Consider the following 18,661-nt stretch of genomic DNA (forward strand, 5'->3'; position numbering starts at 1 on the left):
CATCGTTGCTTATTTACTTTTAAGATATTCATCAATACCTTTGGCTGCAGCTTTTCCTGCACCCATAGCAAGAATCACGGTTGCCGCACCGGTTACTGCATCTCCGCCGGCAAATACACCCGCTTTCGTGGTTTGACCGTTCTCTTCATTTGCAATGATACATCTGTATTTATTGATATCAAGGCCTTTGGTCGTGGATGAAATAAGAGGATTAGGACTTGTTCCCAAAGACATAATAACTGTGTCAACTTCCAGTTCGAATTCAGAATCAGGTTTCTCCACAGGTCTTCTTCTTCCTGACGTATCAGGTTCACCAAGTTCCATCTCTACACAGAGCATGCCCTTAACCCATCCGTTTTCATCAACCAATATTTCTTTCGGATTCGTTAATAATTTAAAGACAATTCCCTCTTCCTTTGCATGATGTACTTCTTCAACCCTGGCCGGAAGCTCTTCTTCACTTCTTCTGTATACGATATATACCTCTGCCCCTAGTCTAAGCGCAGTTCTGGCAGCATCCATAGCTACGTTTCCACCGCCTACAACAGCAACTTTTTTCCCCGCAGCAATAGGGGTATCATAACTTTCATCAAAAGCTTTCATAAGATTACTTCTTGTAAGATATTCATTTGCAGAAAAAACGCCGTTGGCATTCTCACCGGGAATACCCATGAATTTAGGAAGTCCGGCACCAGAACCTACAAATACGGCATCAAAACCCTCTTCTTCCATTAATTCATCGATCGTTGTGGATTTTCCGATAACCACATTTGTTTCAATTTTAACACCTAAAGCTTTAACATTCTCAATTTCCGTTTTAACAACGGTATCTTTAGGCAGACGAAATTCCGGTATACCATATACTAAGACTCCGCCCGGTTCATGTAAGGCTTCAAATATGGTTACATCGTAACCCATCTTAGCTAAATCACCGGCACAGGTTAAACCGGCAGGACCGGAACCGATAACAGCGATTTTCTTACCGTTCTTTACGGACGGAATCTCCGGTTTAATATTATTCTCTCTAGACCAGTCGGCAACAAAACGTTCCAGTTTGCCGATGGACACCGGCTCTCCTTTAATTCCGCGGATACATCTTTCTTCGCACTGGGACTCCTGAGGACATACCCTGCCGCAGACAGCAGGAAGCGCTGAATACTGACTGATTACTTTACTGGCAGATTCAATATTACCTGCTTCTACTTCCTTAATAAATCCCGGTATATCAATAGATACGGGACAGCCGGTTATACATTTTGCATTTTTACATTTTAAACAGCGGCTGGCCTCTTCCATAGCCTCTTCTATATCATATCCTAAACATACTTCACTGAAGTTATGTGCTCTTACTTCCGGATCCTGCTCTCTGACAGGTATTCTTTTTAATACATCCATCTTTCTAACTCCTATCTGTTGTATTAAATGCCTCAAAAGGCATAACCTTAGTTGTAATTAGTCATCACTGCAGCCGCAGCCGCCTCCTTTGTGAGTTGCGCCTTCTTTTTCTTTTAAGATGGCTCTTCCCTCAACAGTCTTATACATCTGCTGTCTTTTCATAGATTCATCGAAATCTACAAGATGACCGTCAAATTCAGGACCGTCCACACAGGCAAATTTAACCTGTCCGCCAACAGTTAATCGGCAGGCGCCGCACATTCCGGTCCCGTCTACCATGATAGGATTCATACTTACAATTGTATGGATACCTAATTCTTTTGTAAGGATACATACAAACTTCATCATAATGATCGGACCAATGGCGATAACCAGATCATAATGTTTTCGCTGATTATTGACCAGATCCTTAATGCAGTCATTTACATTTCCTTTAAAACCATAGGAACCGTCGTCGGTTGCTACATATACATTTTCAGCGACCTTTTTCATCTCTTCTTCTAAGATAATCAGCTCTTTATTTCTGGCGCCTATAATGCAGTCTACATCAATCCCAAGATTTTTCATGTATTTGACCTGGGGGTACACAGGCGCCGTACCTACACCGCCTGCAACAAAAAGTATATTTTTCTTTTGTAATTCCTCGATAGGCTCATCCACCAATTCGGATTTACAACCCAAAGGACCGGTAAAATCGCGGAAACCTTCTCCTGTTTCATATTCTGCCATTCGTTTCGTAGAATTTCCCAACGCCTGAAACACAATGGTAACCGTACCAGCTTCACTGTTATAGTCACATATAGTTAAGGGAATTCTTTCTCCCTTTTCGTCCATTTTCACAATTACAAATTGACCCGGATAACAAGATTTTGCCACCCTGGGTGCGTGTATATCCATAAGATAAATATTCGGTGCCAAAATTTCTTTTTTCAATATTTCATACATGCTGTCTTCCTCCACTTCCGTAAAACTGCTTAAAACTCAAGTATTTAACAACTTTCTACATTATAGAATATTATCTTTGAAAAATCCAGTATTTTTATTTACGAAAGGGAAATAATAGTTACAGTGCATACTTAATTCATAAATTCTTAAGATTTTTTATCTGTCAAATTTATTTTTACATGATAAACTAAAGCATGTTTGCTTAAAAACTTTTTTGAGCAGAATAAGATAGGACAATATGACAAATCAGTACCGCTGAAGAATTTTTAAGAAAGCTGCAACTCAACAGCGATGAATTTAATTGTTTACCGTACTACATAAATATAGAAGTTTTCTCCAGAATAATATATAATAATATAAGATATTACACAGGGAACCAGGGAGGATCGATTAATGTATAACATATTAGTATGTGATGATGATAAAGATATTGTAGAAGCAATTCAAATTTATCTGAATGCAGAGGGTTATAATGTAATTAAAGCCTACAACGGAAAAGAAGCGATTGAAATTATTAATTCCAATGAAATACACCTGGCTTTATTAGATATTATGATGCCCCAGATGGATGGAATCCGTGTCACTATGAAATTAAGAGAAAACAACAGTACTCTTCCTATAATATTATTGACTGCCAAATCAGAGGACAGTGATAAAGTTCTGGGATTAAATGTTGGTGCGGATGATTATATAACAAAACCTTTTAACCCTTTAGAATTAATTGCCCGGGTGAAATCCGCACTCAGACGTTATACCAAACTTGGAAGTATTGTTACAGAGGAACAGAATATATATTCTTCCGGCGGTTTGGTGGTAAATGATGACCGTAAGGAAGTATATGTTGATGATGAACTTATAAAACTAACTCCAATTGAATATAACCTGTTGAAATTATTAGTAAAAAATAAAGGTAGAGTTTTTTCCATCAATGAAATATATGAGTTGATCTGGAATGAGCCTTCTTATGGTGCTGACAATATTGTTGCCGTTCATATCCGGCATATACGTGAAAAAATAGAAATCAACCCAAAAGAGCCGAAATATTTAAAAGTTGCATGGGGGATTGGATATAAAGTAGAAAAATACTGAAAGGAAATTGTACAATGAATAAAGTGAAAGGTTCCTTCCTTATGAAGGTTTTAGTACATATAGCTCTATTTCTGTGCGGCCTTAATCTTCTGATCGGGTCCTATCATATATTAAATTATCTGGATTCCTATTCTGCCAGTACGAATGATTTTAAAGAAACCTCTGAATTTCAAAGTAAATACTTAAAGTATGTTGAACGTGTGGCAGTATACACTGACTACCGGGAGAAAGGTTACACCGGCAGTTTAGGTTATAACTCTTCTTCCATGGATTTATCCGAATTATTTAAGACAGACAAAGAAAAACCCAGATATTCCGATACGGAAGAACAACAGGCAGATTTTGATTATTATAATGCAATTTTAAACCAGCCTAACAGTAATTTTTTATATTATGTCAAAAATCTGAAAACAGGTAAGATTTATTATTCCTCCGATCTTGAAAAAACTCTGGCGGCCTTGAACAAAAAATACGGCAGCGATGCTATGGATGCCTATCTGGAAAGTGTAAGAACAAATCCTGCATATCTGATCATTAACACTAAAACGGAACGTTATGCCACAAATGTAAACCGGGACTATCAATACCTTAATGATGAGAATCTTAGGTGGGTAATGGATTATATTAACGGTAATTTTGTAAGTAAATATGTAAAACCGGATGAAAGCCGAGGAGAATATATTATCTGTACTACCATAGTAAACAGCTTTCCAAACCATAATGACGAATTCGGTTTCATGTATCAGGAATTTCAGAAACTGCATGATAATTACCTGAATTCCTTATATCCGGTTCCTGTATCCTTTCTGTTTCTATTGTTATTTTTGGGAATCGCCATTACTTTATCCGGTCATAAAAAGGGTACGGACACCATTATAGTAAATGGTTTTGACCGATGGTTTACCGAACTCGGATTTTGTTTTGTGGTATCGGGAATTATTCTATTAAGTCTTATAGCATATAATGTCTGCTTAATATTACATCGGCAATTTAGATTAGATATGTATTTTTTAATTTTGCTGGCATATTTAATATTATATCCTTTCTGTATGTTTGGATTATTAAGTCTGATTCGTAGAATTAAAGCAAATATACTATTTGAGAATTCCCTTATAGTTCGTTTTTTAAAAAATCTCCACCTGTTTATCCATGATTTTTTTGCACAGCAAAATATAACTTATCGTGTTCTTGCCATTTTAATGTTATTTGCAGCAATACAATTCGTTGCTTTTTATTTATATAACTATCCTGTTTTTTTCCATGGAAAAGAAGAATTTTTAGTGGTTTCTGCAGCCGGTTATCTCTATTTAGGTTACATTTTCTTAAAAGCCGCAATTGATTACAATATAATTACAAAAGAGATTAAAAAAATAGCGGATGGTAACCTGACACATAAAATACCTGTTTCACCTATGAATGAACCCGCTCTTACGTTAGCTGAGTATATTAATAATATTGGTGATGGTCTTTCTGCCGCTGTAGATGAAAAATTAAAAAGTGAACGGCTTAAGACTGAATTAATTGCTAATGTGTCCCATGATATTAAGACACCTTTAACATCTATTATAAATTATGTGGATTTGTTAAAGAAAGAAAATCTGGAAAACGATACTGCCAAAGGTTATCTGGATATTTTATCTACCAAAACCTGGAGGCTGAAAACATTAATCGAAGACCTCATGGAAGCCTCCAAGGCATCCTCTGGCGCTATTTCCTTAAACTTGGAATGCCTCAACCTGGTTGAACTGGTCAGACAGTCCATCGGAGAATTTGAAGACCGTTTTATCGATCATAATTTAGAAGTGGTTTTAAACATGAAAGAAGAACCCATTTATATTATGGCAGATGGTCGGAGTACCTATCGGATCATTGAAAATATCTTCTCTAATGCAAATAAATATGCTTTAAGCGGCACCAGAATCTACGTTGATATTATTACTGATGATCATAACGTAACGGTTTCTGTAAAAAATATATCTGCGAATAAGTTAAATATTAATTCCGACGAATTAATGGAGCGTTTTGTCCGAGGCGATTTAGCCCGTAATACGGAAGGCAGTGGTTTAGGTTTGTCTATCGCTAAAAGTTTGGCATCACTCCAGGATGCAGTATTTGATATTGAACTGGACGGAGATTTATTCAAAGCCATCTTAAGGTTTAAGCGATTCCATATTAAGAAAGAGTCTGGCTTGTCAGACTCTGGCGCTGATGACGCGCTGTCACGACAGTGACATCTTCCTCTCCTGATATTAAAGCTCAAAAAGACTGTTAATCGTTGCAAGATAATTGTTTTTATAACGTTTATCAAAAGATACATCTTTTCCAAACCATTCCGGAGGTTGAAAAGCTTCAGCCTTTTCTTCATCCGGGAATTCCACCTCAACAAATATTAATCCCTCCAGAGATCCATGAAATTCATCTAATTCCGCAATATAATTATTACCAATAGGAATCAGATACCGGGTTTTTGTAATCAGATGATCATCCACCTTATTTCTTAGATGCTCATATGCTTCTTTACTTAAGGGCAATTCCACTTCTTCGCAAGCCAACGCAATACCCTTTGGATTTTCTTTCATATTTAGTCTGGATTTGTAAGTTAAATAATATTCTTCATTACTTTTACGAATGCGTATAACCGGATCTGTGCAAAGATAACCCTGCTCAATTTGTTTTTTGTGGTATCGGTTTAGCCCCTCCGGTTTGTGAATTATTTTAAATTTACGTTCTATTTCCATGTTTTACACCTATTGCATATCCCAAAACTGCCTGGGATGCTTTTCCGGTTATTCCTTTCGCTGAATCTATTTTTCTATAACTTCCTTAATACCATAATGTTTATTGCCATCAACTGTGACAGGTTCTGACCTTTATTAATTATTTCCTCAGGTTTTTAATAATTAACTATAATAATTTTTGTCCATTTATAACAAGCTGGAATCTAAGCTTTAATTTCTCAGCGGCTTTTTTGCATAAGATCATACGTTCAAGAAATATTTCAAAATAATCCATTACAGAAGAAAATTCCGTATCTACTGTAAGATTAAGCGATATTTTGGTTTTTTCTTCATTAATAATCGTTTTTGATTCTTTGACCGCATAATTAACTCTGTCATGGATATCAAAGCTGGTAAAATCCCTGTTTCTGACTCTTGTATAACGTACATCGGTTTTATCTGCCAATATTAATGCTGCTGCCACTTCGTTTACCGGTACGGCAGTACTTTCATCATGATTCCCTATGGCTGAAATAATAGTTGCTATTTCATTTGCATCCACGCCTATTTTATCTAAAATACGAAAAGCCATAACTGCCCCGCTCTGAGCATGATCCACACGGTTTATTACATTACCGATATCATGCATATATCCTGCTATTTGAGCAAGTTCAATGGTCCTTTCAGGATATCCCATAGTAGTTAATATATATTTTGCCATTTCAGCAACGATTCCCACATGAGCAAAACTATGTTCCGTATATCCTAATGCGATTAACGATTCATCTGCTTTTTGTATATATGTTTTTATTTGTCTGTTCTTTTTAATTTCATTATAAGTTATCATGAATTATCTCCTTAAGATTTCTTCCCATTTATTTATTCAAATCTGCAGAAAAACTAATATCATACTTCCCTGAAATTTCATAATTAACCATATAAACACTTTTTGATATTATACACTTCTTGACCCTGAAGTACAAGAAACACTTTTACATATTTACATCATCGTAATGTTAATACACTGTAAAGTTTATACCGGAATTTAATATTTTCTATACTTGATAACATATTTAATTTCCGGGAATAAACTAATAGAAAAGTATATTATGGAGGTATTTTATTGGGATACTATATAAATGTGGAACAGGATGTAAATCTTTATTGTGAAGATATCAATCCCAAGGGTCTAAAAACGATTTTATTCTTACACGGCTGGCCCGGAAGTCACGATTTATTCGAATATCAGTTTAACAATCTGCCGAAATTAGGTTACCGCTGCATCGGCTTAGATCAAAGAGGTTATGGTTTATCCGACAGGCCATTTGACGGTTATGATTATAACCGTCTATCCGATGATGTTCGTTGTGTCATTGATACTTTAGGATTAAATAACATTACACTGGTAGGTCATTCCACCGGAGGAGCTATTGCCGTTCGTTATATGGCAAGGCATCGGGAATATGGCGTTGCTAAGCTGGTTTTATGCGCAGCCGCAGCTCCAAGTCTGATCAGAAGACCTTATTTTCCATATGGCCAGACCAGGGAAGCTGTAATGGATATTATTAAAGGAACTTATCATAACCGGCCGAAAATGCTTCGTGACTTTGGAGATATCTTTTTTTATCAGCAGGTAGGGGAACCAATGAAAGACTGGTTATTTAGTCTGGGGCTTATGGCTGCTTCCTGGGCTACTGCTAAAATTGCAAATACCTGGCTTGGTGAAGAAAGTCTGTTTTTTGATTTAACTGCAATCGTTGCACCAACCTTAATACTTCATGGTGTGCATGATGAGGTATGTTATTTTCCGCTGGGCCAGGCACAAAATGAATTAATCAGAAATTCTCGTCTTATCCCCTTCCTTAACAGCGGTCATGCTTTATTTTATGAAGAACATGGGAAATTTAATCTGGAATTGAGGAAATTCATTGAAACATAATTATATTATGAATTATTACAAGGTTTGAACGGATATGGGGTTATATTTCTCAGGTAATTTATGTATCGTTTATTTTTTCTCATATAGTATGTAACATTTCCGTAAACAATGTAACCTTAATTACCAGGAAATATAACTCTCTCACCTGATTGAAACCAGTTATTTTAAGAGTGTAACCTATTACCGTACCTTATCAATAAAAACATTTATTGTAATAATTACATAAAATATTTCACTTGAATTTATATAAAATTTATGTATAATCTATAAGGTAACCCTTAAGTTACACATAATAAATCGAGCAAGGAGCATGTATGAGCATCTTAAATGTATCGAATCTCACTCATGGTTTTGGAGACAGAGCTATTTTTAATAACGTATCATTTCGTCTTTTAAAAGGGGAACATATCGGTCTGGTCGGTGCCAACGGGGAAGGCAAATCTACATTCTTAAATATTGTAACCGGTAAGTTAATGCCTGATGAGGGTAATATTGAATGGGCTAAAAATGTCAGAGTTGGTTATCTGGATCAGCATTCCGTACTTAAAAAAGGTATGACTATCCGCCAGGTTCTAAAATCCGCCTTTTCTTATTTGTATGAATTAGAAGCAAAAATGAATTCACTCTGTAACCAGATGGCTGATGCAGATCCTGATGCACTTATGATTATTATGGAGGAATTCGGAACAATACAGGATGTTCTGGATAACAATAATTTCTATGTAATTGATTCAAAAGTAGAAGAAATCGGCCGGGCTCTTGGACTGGACGCGATTGGCTTAGACCAGGATGTTACGGAACTAAGCGGCGGTCAAAGAACAAAGGTTTTATTAGGTAAATTATTATTAGAAAAACCGGACATATTATTATTGGACGAGCCCACCAATTATCTGGACACGGTACACATAGAATGGCTTAAGCGTTATTTGTTGGACTATGAAAATGCATTTATATTAATTTCACATGACATACCCTTTATTAACAGTGTAATTAATATCGTCTATCATATGGAAAATGCTGAATTAAACCGTTATGTCGGAAATTATGATAAATTTTTAGAAGTATATGAGGTAAAAAAAGCCCAGCTGGAATCTGCTTATAAAAAGCAGCAGCAGGAAATCAACGAACTACAGGATTTCGTTGCCAGGAATAAAGCCAGGGTTTCTACCCGCAACATGGCTATGTCAAGACAAAAAAAGCTGGACAAGATGGATGTAATTGAACTTGCTAAAGAAAAACCAAAGCCGGAATTTAACTTTAAAGAAGCCAGGGCGGCCGGACGATTTATCTTTCAGACGGAACATCTGGTAATCGGTTATGATGAACCTTTGTCAAAACCATTAACTTTAACCATGGAACGCGGAGATAAAATTGTGTTAAAGGGAGCTAACGGTATTGGTAAAACAACTCTTTTAAAGAGTATTATCGGTCTGATCCCCCCAATTGAGGGTAAAGTCACCCTTGGAGATTATTTATATCAGGGGTATTTTGAACAGGAAATGAGCGGAGCTAAGAATAATACCTGTATTGAAGAAATCTGGCGGGATTTTCCATCCTTTACCCAGTACGAAGTTCGTTCCGCCCTTGCTAAATGCGGTCTTACTACAAAGCATATAGAAAGTATGGTAAGGGTTTTAAGCGGCGGCGAGCAGGCAAAAGTACGATTATGCAAGTTAATTAACAGAGAATCCAATGTTTTATTATTGGACGAACCGACCAACCACTTAGATGTGGATGCAAAAGCAGAATTAAAAAGAGCTCTTACCGAATATAAAGGAAGTATTCTTTTAATTTGCCACGAACCTGATTTTTATGAAGATTTTGCAACGAAAGTCTGGGATTGTACGGATTGGTCTACAAGAATTTAAAATGAATGATAACTAATAGGGGCTATTGCATAACCAAAAATGATGCAATAGCCCTTAATTATATAATATGGCCTGCCTGACAAAACCATACGAAGGATCTAAACTATTTCAATCCTACTTTTTTTAAAAATATAGAGCTTGCTGAAGAAATAATTTAAAATGATTACAATCACTGCCAGAGCAGCTTTTACTACGAGATTATTTAAGGATAACAAATCTACGAATAGGAATAAACCGGCTTCTTCCACAATAAGAGAAAACAATCTGGCACCGAAAAATTTAATAACTTTAATAACTTCAAGCCGAATATTTGATATATGATCTTTAAATACCCATATATCGTTAATAACATACGCAAAAATTACTGCTATTATCCAGGCTATTATATTAGCGATCAGATTCTCTATTCCGATTCTGTTGCAGAATATATAATATGCCGCATAATTTACCAGAGTAGTCAGAACTCCTGCGATTCCATAGGTGACTGTCTCCCTGTTTACAACTCTTTTCCATATGGCTTTAAATGCTTCCGGTGAATTTTGGAACATTGATTTCTCCTTTAGTCTAAATCAAATAAACCTCTTCGGAATAAAGTAAACTCTTTAACCGATGTAAGTGTATTTTCTAAGTTTCCATCATAGGTCAGAAATACCTTGATGGATATATCTTTTCCTTTATTATACATCGCTAAATCCGTTAATGGTAGCTCAATATAATACTCTTCTCCGCTTTTTATTTGTCCCGTCTCTTCGTTGGAACTTGACAGTTTTGTTTTGATATTCGTTAATTCCGATTCGGTTCTGGTGCCATCCTTCTGATCGGTTATCTCAAAATATTTTACAGTTAATTTTTTATTCGGAAGTGAATTGGAATCTAAAATCTCAAATTTTACTTTCTGCATCTGTATATCTCCATCTATTATATCGGAACCGAATCCCCGTGATGTATCATATATATCGTAATCGATATATATATAATCCTTACCGTTTTCACCCGTGGATTTATTGCTGTTATTTATTACGATCTGAGGCGCTTTCGGTACAGCTGTATAGGCGGCGGCTATCGTATTGATAAATAATTTCATTTCCATGTCGCTGACCTGCTCCGTATTACCCAAACCGGAATAAGTAAGATTGCCTTTACTGTATAAGTAATAATTATTCCGTACATCATTCGGGGTGGAACTATATAAACCGGCATCCGTACCTGATGTTGAATTAATTAATTTACTTTTCTCATCTGACAGGCAATACCACACGATTAGATCTTTATTTTCCATATCCAATTGATAATACTGGCTGTGAGTAGTACCGACCTGAAAATTTTGATCTATCACGTACGGATAGGATGTTATACGGCCCTTGTTGACATTCGTTACATACTTAGTATCCAGGTTAAGGCTGTTATTGGGATTGGCATAAATATTAAAGCCGTACCGGTTTATTATATCACCGATTGGATTAGCTTCTGCATTAGAGCTTAGCAGCAGATTGGTAAATCCTTGCCCCAGAATTTCGTTTTCCTTACCTAAAGCTCCTGTGACTCCAAACCGGTCCATTCCCAGCATGTTCCTGAAAGTTTGATTTATCTTATATCCCCAATACGAACTTTCTGTTCCGCCATATTGTTTGTACCTTGTCAGGCTTGTATTAATATAGGAAGTTGTATCATGTGTAAATATAACCGATTTTCCTGTTTTAATAAAATCCTTTATATTCTGCAGTGCATTTCTTGAATTAATATCCGTATACCTATGAGCAAATCCCAGAATTAACATATCTACTTCATAGAAACCGTCACCATCATCATCCAAGTATGGAACTGCTTTATTTAAATCCCTGTTAATAGAATTATTATCCTCATTATCCTCGAGAATATACTGATACTCACCACCTTGACATTTTAGTATCAATTCCTCTACCGTCCAGGTTATGATATGGAGATTATAATCCGTTAAATTTTCTGTATATGCTAAAAATTTAGAATTACCTGATAAATCAATTGTATTATCATCATTAGACTTTATTTGCAGGATATTCAGATCTTTTTTAACATTAGCTTTTACAGCACAATAATTTATGGCAGAATCACGTATACTTGAATTATTATTCGAAAAAATCAAAAGTTTCCAGGGTAATACCCCTGAAAAATCAGGTTCCAGTTTATACGTTAGTGTATAATTTGTATTTCCTTTTAACTGATTTAAAGTCACAGCATTTCCGCTTTCAGACAATATTGTTACATTCTCTGCACACTCAGATTTTTCGTCAAATCGACCGTCACCGTTAATATCCGTATACAATTTAACCGTATAATCAGTATCTGATCCTGTTTTGATATTCAATCTGTATTGTAATGTCCTGTTGTTCCTGTCAAGACCGTTGATATAGATTTTATCATCGGATAAAGCAGTATTTTCCGATATTGTCTTATCTTTATACACAACCGGATAATCAATGCCCTCTATAGGACTTGAGTTGTTATTCCACCCAAGCTTCAGTGTTGTTTCCGGTTGGGATAATAAGTCTTCCAGTTTATCAGTGGAAATACCATCCGCATAAAATAATTCATCCTGAGGCCCATTAGCCAGGTCATATATATATGACTCCGCATCAATTTTGACAGAATTAACCCGTTTTCCGGAATCCGTATAGAATCCGGTATCCAATATAATTGGTTTACCTCCCTCCATAAAATTCTTAAGTTCATCCAACTTAAGTTTGGTAATATCATTACCGGAAAAAGTATAGATATCCGTATAGTCATAATCTCCGCCTAAGGTTCCCCGCAGTTTCTTTATCCCTAATATTTTATCACCGTTATGAAGATATACTTTACCATTTAATAAAATATCGTTATATAATGGAATATTATTCATCCAGGTTCCGTTAATTGAAGTATTTCCTTTGTTAAAAAGTCCGTCTGACAGACCGAAAAAAATCATATCATAATTGGCATTCAAGTCTGTTTTAGAACCGATAAATTCGGAGGAGGTTATGGTCTGAATCATAACCTTTCCATGAAAATTCGGGAATAATTTAGTAAAATAATTTCTGGCATAAGGAGAACCATTACCGTTCTCTTTTCCTGTCTCCCAGGTACTAAAATCACCGTCCCATATAAAATCATTACAAGGTTCAATTTCAAGTATTCTTAGAACATCTTTATCATAGCGGATTTTATGCTGGTGCAGCAAATAATAAACTGCTTCTGCAGGAGAGATGGAATTTGGTCTGGTACCTTTTAACTCCTCAAAAAAGTCAAAAGCTTCCTTACGGTAAATATTCTCGCTTATGCCGGAATTCATAAAAAGCTGTGTTATACTGTTATCTCCGTTATAAGTATAAGCATTATGCCTTACGCTTACATTGGAGGCCCCGCCGTCAACAATGATACGATAGTTATCAATTCCAATGGTTTCCCATACCTTATTATTATCTAAATCGAAATAATTTTTAAATAGTTCATAAGGAAGAAAGGTCTGATTGGACCAATAAATAGCGCTTTTTTCATTTGTTTGTTCCGTATAATAACCTGTCGTCATTCTTGTTCCGTATTTATCTACTTCTTTATTCTTTGCATTTTTCGTAGGGACAGATATAATTCTGCCGGTTTTTATGTATTCATTATAAAATTTGCCCGGCTCCATCTGTTCTGTCATCAAAAATAATTTAGCTATATTACTGCAATAGCCATTTGCTTTTAACATATTTTTATCTACCGGTTTTCCGTCACTGTAATACTTATCCGGTGAATCGTTCATTTTATAAGCACTTGATATCTCAGTATAAACCGTAACATCAAAAATAAGCGGTGCCGAATCCTTTGACACTGCTGCCTTTTTTACTATTTTAACCGTTGTCTCCCAGGTTAAATCCATATCTGCAAGCTCTTTTGGAGGATTATTTAACTTTTTCTCTATATGGTACTTCTCCCAAACTGCAACTAAATCTCCGTTAAAATGATCCCTGGAAGTAAAATAAATTAAATCAGCCCGATCTATAATGGATTGATTTTCAACACGGTTAAGTTCCTGGGGAGTAACTGTAATCACCTGGATATTATATGGATGTGACTTTCCCTCCCCGTCCGTATAATAATTATTTATTTTATTTTCCGGGATACCTAAGCACTCCGTCAGGAAATAATTTTTATTTGTTAAGGTATATTTCATTCTTCGGTAATAATAGCGGTTACGGTAAGTATGAACTTTATCTCCGATTTTTATGGCATTATGGTTCGTGGATAAATTTTTACTGTCTTCATTCGGTACCCATACGAAATTTCCATTACCGGCACCCACATCGGTGTAATCTGCTTTTGTTATAGTTACATTGTATTTTCCATTTGGTCTGCCGTTCTGATCAACCGTCGGTATATAAACATCTGATTTTTTATATGTAATCATAATATCATCCCAGCTTATATAACCGCTTGAGGGTATTACTTCCGCGATATATCTGCCATTCACTTCATCACGGTGAAAAGAAACATTCACACTGCCACGGCCGCTGTCATTAAATGTGTATAGACCTGTTTTATTATCATAGGTATAAAACTTTTTACTGCTGTATTGGTCAATTACTTCCGCTGAATAACGTATAACATCAGGAGGTGTCTGCTCCGTGACGGGAATAAATTTTACCTTCGTATCATACAGGGTATAATAATTGTCTTTGGAATACAGATTGGTCTTATTATATCCCCCATTTCCTGCCGGAGCTTCCAAGACAGTCTGAGAAGTAATATTTTGAACAAAATTACCCTTCCCATTTTCAACTTTTTCATAATATCCATATTGAGCCATGGTCTGATAATTGACGTATTCCCAGTCTTTTGGCCCTCTGCCCAGCGTATCCCCTGTTTCTAAATCAAATTTATACTCGTATCCGTAAGAATAATTCAAAGTCTTCGTAGATGCAACAATTCCGGCAGCTTGTGCATCCTGAGCTAACTCTTCCAATTTTACCGGTTCACATCCACCGATCAAATAACCGATTTCCGCATAACCCTCGTATGGAACCACCTCAAGTATAACAAACGGATTATTAGCTGTGCCCTGTACTCCCTCCTCTTTGGGAACCGGAATGATACCATCTGTACCATAGATAGCAGCGGAAGCTTTTGTAACTTCTTCTTTCTGTGTATAGCTTGAAATACCTTTTAGCATAATAATTGCTGAAATTACGAACAAGATACTTCCAAGTATGTATTTTTTCATTCCGGTTCTCCTCTCTATGAGATAATTCTCCTAAAGGCATGTGAAGCTATAAAATTCGTATGAATTGTATGGAATATTTATGTAACTATGTTGTTTCGCAATCACCTAGAATATACCATTTGGCAATGGCGGAACAGGTTATTGTAATTAATTCGTTTATGGTTCCTTAACTTTATTGCGCAAATGAATATTAAGAACCGCCGGATAAACCTGTTTACCTAATTCAAAACTGATTTCTATCTGAATCTTACTGTCTTTTTTTAGAACCTCTGAACTTGTCGGCACATTAAATTTTGTTATATTCTCTGCCATCAGATTTTCTTCATCAGTATAAGAAATACGAGACACCAAAGCAACATCTGTTATATTTTCTTCATCAACCAGATATAGTTTTTTTAATTCCCTGTCCCAAAATACAATATCAACATTGTCAGTTTTATATAATAATAAGGCTTTTACATTAGTAGAAACCCCAACAAAATCGATCCAGTAAGCTTCAATTGCCAAATCTTCTATCTGATTCAGTACAATTTGCGAATCCATCTGTAAATCTGCTTCGTTCCTGGTTTTTGTATAACTTTTCGCACCGTAGGATAAAAAAGATACGGTTATGGATAATACAATTACGAATATTGCCATGGACGCAATTAATTCTATGAGTGTAAACCCGTTATTATCTATTTTATTATCCTTATCAAAGTATACCGGATCTGATTGATTATATATTACTTCTGGCACCGTTACTTTCTTCATGATTTACCTCTTCACCTGAATTTAAGATCTCTAACATTATTCAGCTTACATTAAAAATGGAATTACTTAATATAATGGTTGCCTGTCTTTGTCACCATATGAATAGATGAGATTATCCCTTTCGACTCTAGGGTAATTTGTTTCCATTCGCTTGCATATGCTCCGGATTCAGCCTTATAACTTATAATTAACGGTGATTTCTCCTTTAAGTCTACCAAGCCGGTTCCATCTGACCTGTTTGTATAAGAGATATTGACCTTACCAGAAGCTAATTTTTGGGGATAACTTAATATCTGTGCTTTTTCCTCCCAATTAAATTCATCTAATTCTTCATCACTTACAGCAGTCACCATATAATATGTCTCCTCCGTCGCATCAAAGCGGAGGATGAGATAACAATACTCTGTACTTCTGCTTACCGATTCCACTTTCAGATTACGAATGCTCTCATTAAGGTTCCTTGCACACTTTGTTACATCTCCATAATTAAGTAAGTTTAATGAAAATGCTGCGCCTCCGATTAATACAGCACCAATCGCGATTACAATCAGCAGCTCTAACAAACTAAATCCTTTATTATTTTTCATTGATTCCCTTAAGTTTATCATTTTTTCTTCCAATTCTCATATTGAATCAAATCAGTAATAGCAAATTTCTGAAAAGAAGCTCCTGTTTCATCTTCATTATTAGTGTCAAATTCTTTAAAATACCTGCGTACCTTAGCATTCTCACTTAAGATGGAGGATATAAGTTCTGAATCCGCGTTTAAATTGGCCCCGTTATATAAAGTTATTTTACCTCCGGAAATAATTAATCCCTTAAAATCCGAACATACTTCGATATCACCTGTAGCGATAATAATTCCTTCTTTATTCGTTTCCTTAAAAAACAAGGGAACTCCAAATGACCTGTTATCTACCACGTTTACATAATAATAACCGTTATTGATCAGTAAGGCTTGTCCTCCCTTTAAGGCTCCGTCTTCCTTAATTCTGTCTCCGTGTATAAGGTAATCAAACACAGTTCCCTCTCCTGTAATATTTTTTTCCAGAGTTTTAGAAAGATTACTATATTGAAGTTCATAGTTGTTGGTAAACAAACCGTTATTTCCCGGGGTGATTTTCAGACTGTCTTCATAAGTTAATAGATTACCGGCACTATTAACTGTATCTGGGGAATGATTTATGGTAATTTCCGTAATTGGAAAACCATTATAAATTTTTCCGGGATAACAGATTTCATAATTTTTTAAATAGTCCGTGGCCGCTTCTTTGGATTTAAAATTCAGATAGAAATATACCACATTAGAGTCTAATCCGAATTTATAAAATTCTTTTTTAAACGGCTTCACTGGGTCAACATAATAATATAATTTACTTTCTTCCGCTGAGATGGATGGATTAGTAAATACAATGGAGTCTTCTGTTAATTTAATTAAATCCTTGTCAGGATTATTGTAATAATTAGTATATTCATCCCAGGTAATAGGATTGTGACCTGCCGAAATAAATTTATCAGGTAAGAGGTAAGCTCCCTGACTTCCTTTTACAATTAAGGATTCGCCAGTTAATATATTACTGTTAGCCCGGTCTGAAACCCCGTGTTCCTGGTCCAGTTCATAAGTAACATTGGTATTATCCATGGAAATAAAAGCCCGTCCTGCCAGGTATAATTTACTTAAGCCTTTAAGCTGCAGTGAGGAATTTATTGCATTTATCATGATTGCACTGTTACTCGCGGCATCCGTGCCGTTACTGTAACCGTAATATTCACCAGTTAATTCAACCTTGCTTTTTTTTGCATCAAGGATTAGATCATCTTTAATATAACAGTGACCATCTATCCGAAGTGATGTTTCCAGGTTTGTATTTGCTTTTTTGTCTGAGCCTGATGTTATAAGATTTGTGGCCCAAATCTCCGCACCGTTTCCGTTAATAAGAAGCTTTGATTTATCCATGGCTTCTATATTACCTGCCGAAATAATTTTTGTACCGTTTATTTTCATGGTGTTTCCTTCATTACTCACTAACAGCCCATCTGCTCCGGCATATACACTTCCCTTTATGTTGTGGGAACTGAAACCTGCCGTTATAGCCTGGTTTCCTATCAAAGCAAAATCTTTGTATGGCATATGTGCAAATCCCGTTGTGGATTTACGGGATGATATATCAGGGACGGTTATTTTCAGATCGGTAGTAATCGATTGAGTATATCCATCCAGTGAATATACTACTTTAATATTCTGTATCATCACAGATTTATCATTTTTAAGGGTATCCTTAAAAACCGGAGTACCTATAATTTCAGCTCCGTTATGAGAGTTTTCTGCTTTTTTTGTTTCTTTTAATAGGTCTTTTATAACCGCAGCCGGAATAATCTGATCGGATGGGGACACCTGTAACTCCATTTTGATGCCGTCTAAAAAAGTATTTATAAAAATTTTATTTCGCTGTGCCGTATTAGTAGAGGAATATTCTTTTAAGACAGTTTCATAAGAATCAGCCATTACGTTTGCCGTTATTTCCGTAATTCCGGCTTTAATTTCTTCTAAGGCTGCTTCTGCAGAGTAAAAATCTTCTTTGGATTTCTTATCCACTGTTTTCATAGTAATATTTTTTACAGCAGCCGTAGCAACGATCGTACCAAGCACTGATATGAAACCTAATGCTATTACTACCAGAAGAAAAGAAACACCGCGATTATTTAGATTCCGGTGAGAAAATGTTTTCATATC

General features: G+C 35.7%; 13 protein-coding genes. 4 read left to right on the forward strand and 9 right to left on the reverse strand.

The features are described 5' to 3' along the window. Positions 1-9 precede the first annotated feature (9 nt). Positions 10-1,395 (reverse strand): NADPH-dependent glutamate synthase, encoded by a 1,386-nt coding sequence (gene gltA, locus RBU59_RS03420; protein ID WP_308146482.1) that lies wholly within the window; start codon positions 1,393-1,395, stop codon positions 10-12. A 57-nt stretch (positions 1,396-1,452) separates the two neighbouring features. Next, positions 1,453-2,340: a sulfide/dihydroorotate dehydrogenase-like FAD/NAD-binding protein gene (locus RBU59_RS03425; protein WP_308146483.1), complete on the reverse strand. Its 888-nt coding sequence runs from the start codon at positions 2,338-2,340 to the stop codon at positions 1,453-1,455. 393 nt (positions 2,341-2,733) lie between these two features. On the opposite strand from RBU59_RS03425, the gene RBU59_RS03430 reads away from it, so the two are divergent. Then, the gene (locus RBU59_RS03430) at positions 2,734-3,429 is read left to right on the forward strand and encodes a response regulator transcription factor (RefSeq protein WP_308146484.1); all 696 of its coding nucleotides are present in this window, start codon (positions 2,734-2,736) and stop codon (positions 3,427-3,429) included. 14 nt (positions 3,430-3,443) lie between these two features. Next, positions 3,444-5,660 (forward strand): sensor histidine kinase, encoded by a 2,217-nt coding sequence (locus RBU59_RS03435; RefSeq protein WP_308146485.1) that lies wholly within the window; start codon positions 3,444-3,446, stop codon positions 5,658-5,660. Between the two features lie 18 nt (positions 5,661-5,678). Here RBU59_RS03435 and RBU59_RS03440 read toward each other — a convergent pair whose 3' ends face one another. Further along, positions 5,679-6,167 carry a CYTH domain-containing protein gene (locus tag RBU59_RS03440; protein WP_308146486.1) on the reverse strand — a complete coding sequence of 163 codons (489 nt, stop codon included), beginning with the start codon at positions 6,165-6,167 and terminating at the stop codon, positions 5,679-5,681. Between the two features lie 166 nt (positions 6,168-6,333). After that, positions 6,334-6,993, reverse strand: coding sequence for an HD domain-containing protein (locus tag RBU59_RS03445; RefSeq protein WP_308146487.1), 660 nt, complete (start codon positions 6,991-6,993; stop codon positions 6,334-6,336). Positions 6,994-7,269: 276 nt separating this feature from the next. On the opposite strand from RBU59_RS03445, the gene RBU59_RS03450 reads away from it, so the two are divergent. After that, entirely contained in the window at positions 7,270-8,085 is an 816-nt protein-coding gene (locus RBU59_RS03450; protein ID WP_308146488.1) for an alpha/beta fold hydrolase, read from the forward strand. Positions 8,086-8,399: 314 nt separating this feature from the next. Next, positions 8,400-9,953, forward strand: a complete 1,554-nt coding sequence (locus RBU59_RS03455; protein ID WP_308146489.1) for an ABC-F family ATP-binding cassette domain-containing protein — start codon at positions 8,400-8,402, stop codon at positions 9,951-9,953. Between the two features lie 98 nt (positions 9,954-10,051). Here the strand turns inward: RBU59_RS03455 and RBU59_RS03460 are convergent, their stop codons facing one another. From RBU59_RS03460 to RBU59_RS03480, 5 genes are all read right to left on the reverse strand, one after another. Further along, positions 10,052-10,501 (reverse strand): GtrA family protein, encoded by a 450-nt coding sequence (locus RBU59_RS03460; RefSeq protein ID WP_308146490.1) that lies wholly within the window; start codon positions 10,499-10,501, stop codon positions 10,052-10,054. Between the two features lie 11 nt (positions 10,502-10,512). Beyond that, positions 10,513-15,174 (reverse strand): DUF5057 domain-containing protein, encoded by a 4,662-nt coding sequence (locus RBU59_RS03465; protein WP_308146491.1) that lies wholly within the window; start codon positions 15,172-15,174, stop codon positions 10,513-10,515. A 156-nt stretch (positions 15,175-15,330) separates the two neighbouring features. Continuing rightward, complete coding sequence (locus RBU59_RS03470; protein WP_308146492.1) at positions 15,331-15,927, reverse strand: PulJ/GspJ family protein; 597 nt, start codon at positions 15,925-15,927, stop codon at positions 15,331-15,333. A gap of 62 nt (positions 15,928-15,989) precedes the next feature. Continuing rightward, positions 15,990-16,535: a pilus assembly FimT family protein gene (locus RBU59_RS03475; RefSeq protein ID WP_308146493.1), complete on the reverse strand. Its 546-nt coding sequence runs from the start codon at positions 16,533-16,535 to the stop codon at positions 15,990-15,992. Next, positions 16,532-18,658, reverse strand: a complete 2,127-nt coding sequence (locus tag RBU59_RS03480; protein WP_308146494.1) for a hypothetical protein — start codon at positions 18,656-18,658, stop codon at positions 16,532-16,534. The genes RBU59_RS03475 and RBU59_RS03480 overlap by 4 nt, the downstream gene beginning before the upstream one ends. Between the last annotated feature and the right edge of the window lie 3 nt (positions 18,659-18,661).

This window comes from Anaerocolumna sp. MB42-C2 (assembly GCF_030913705.1).
Classification (GTDB): Bacteria; Bacillota; Clostridia; order Lachnospirales; family Lachnospiraceae; genus Anaerocolumna.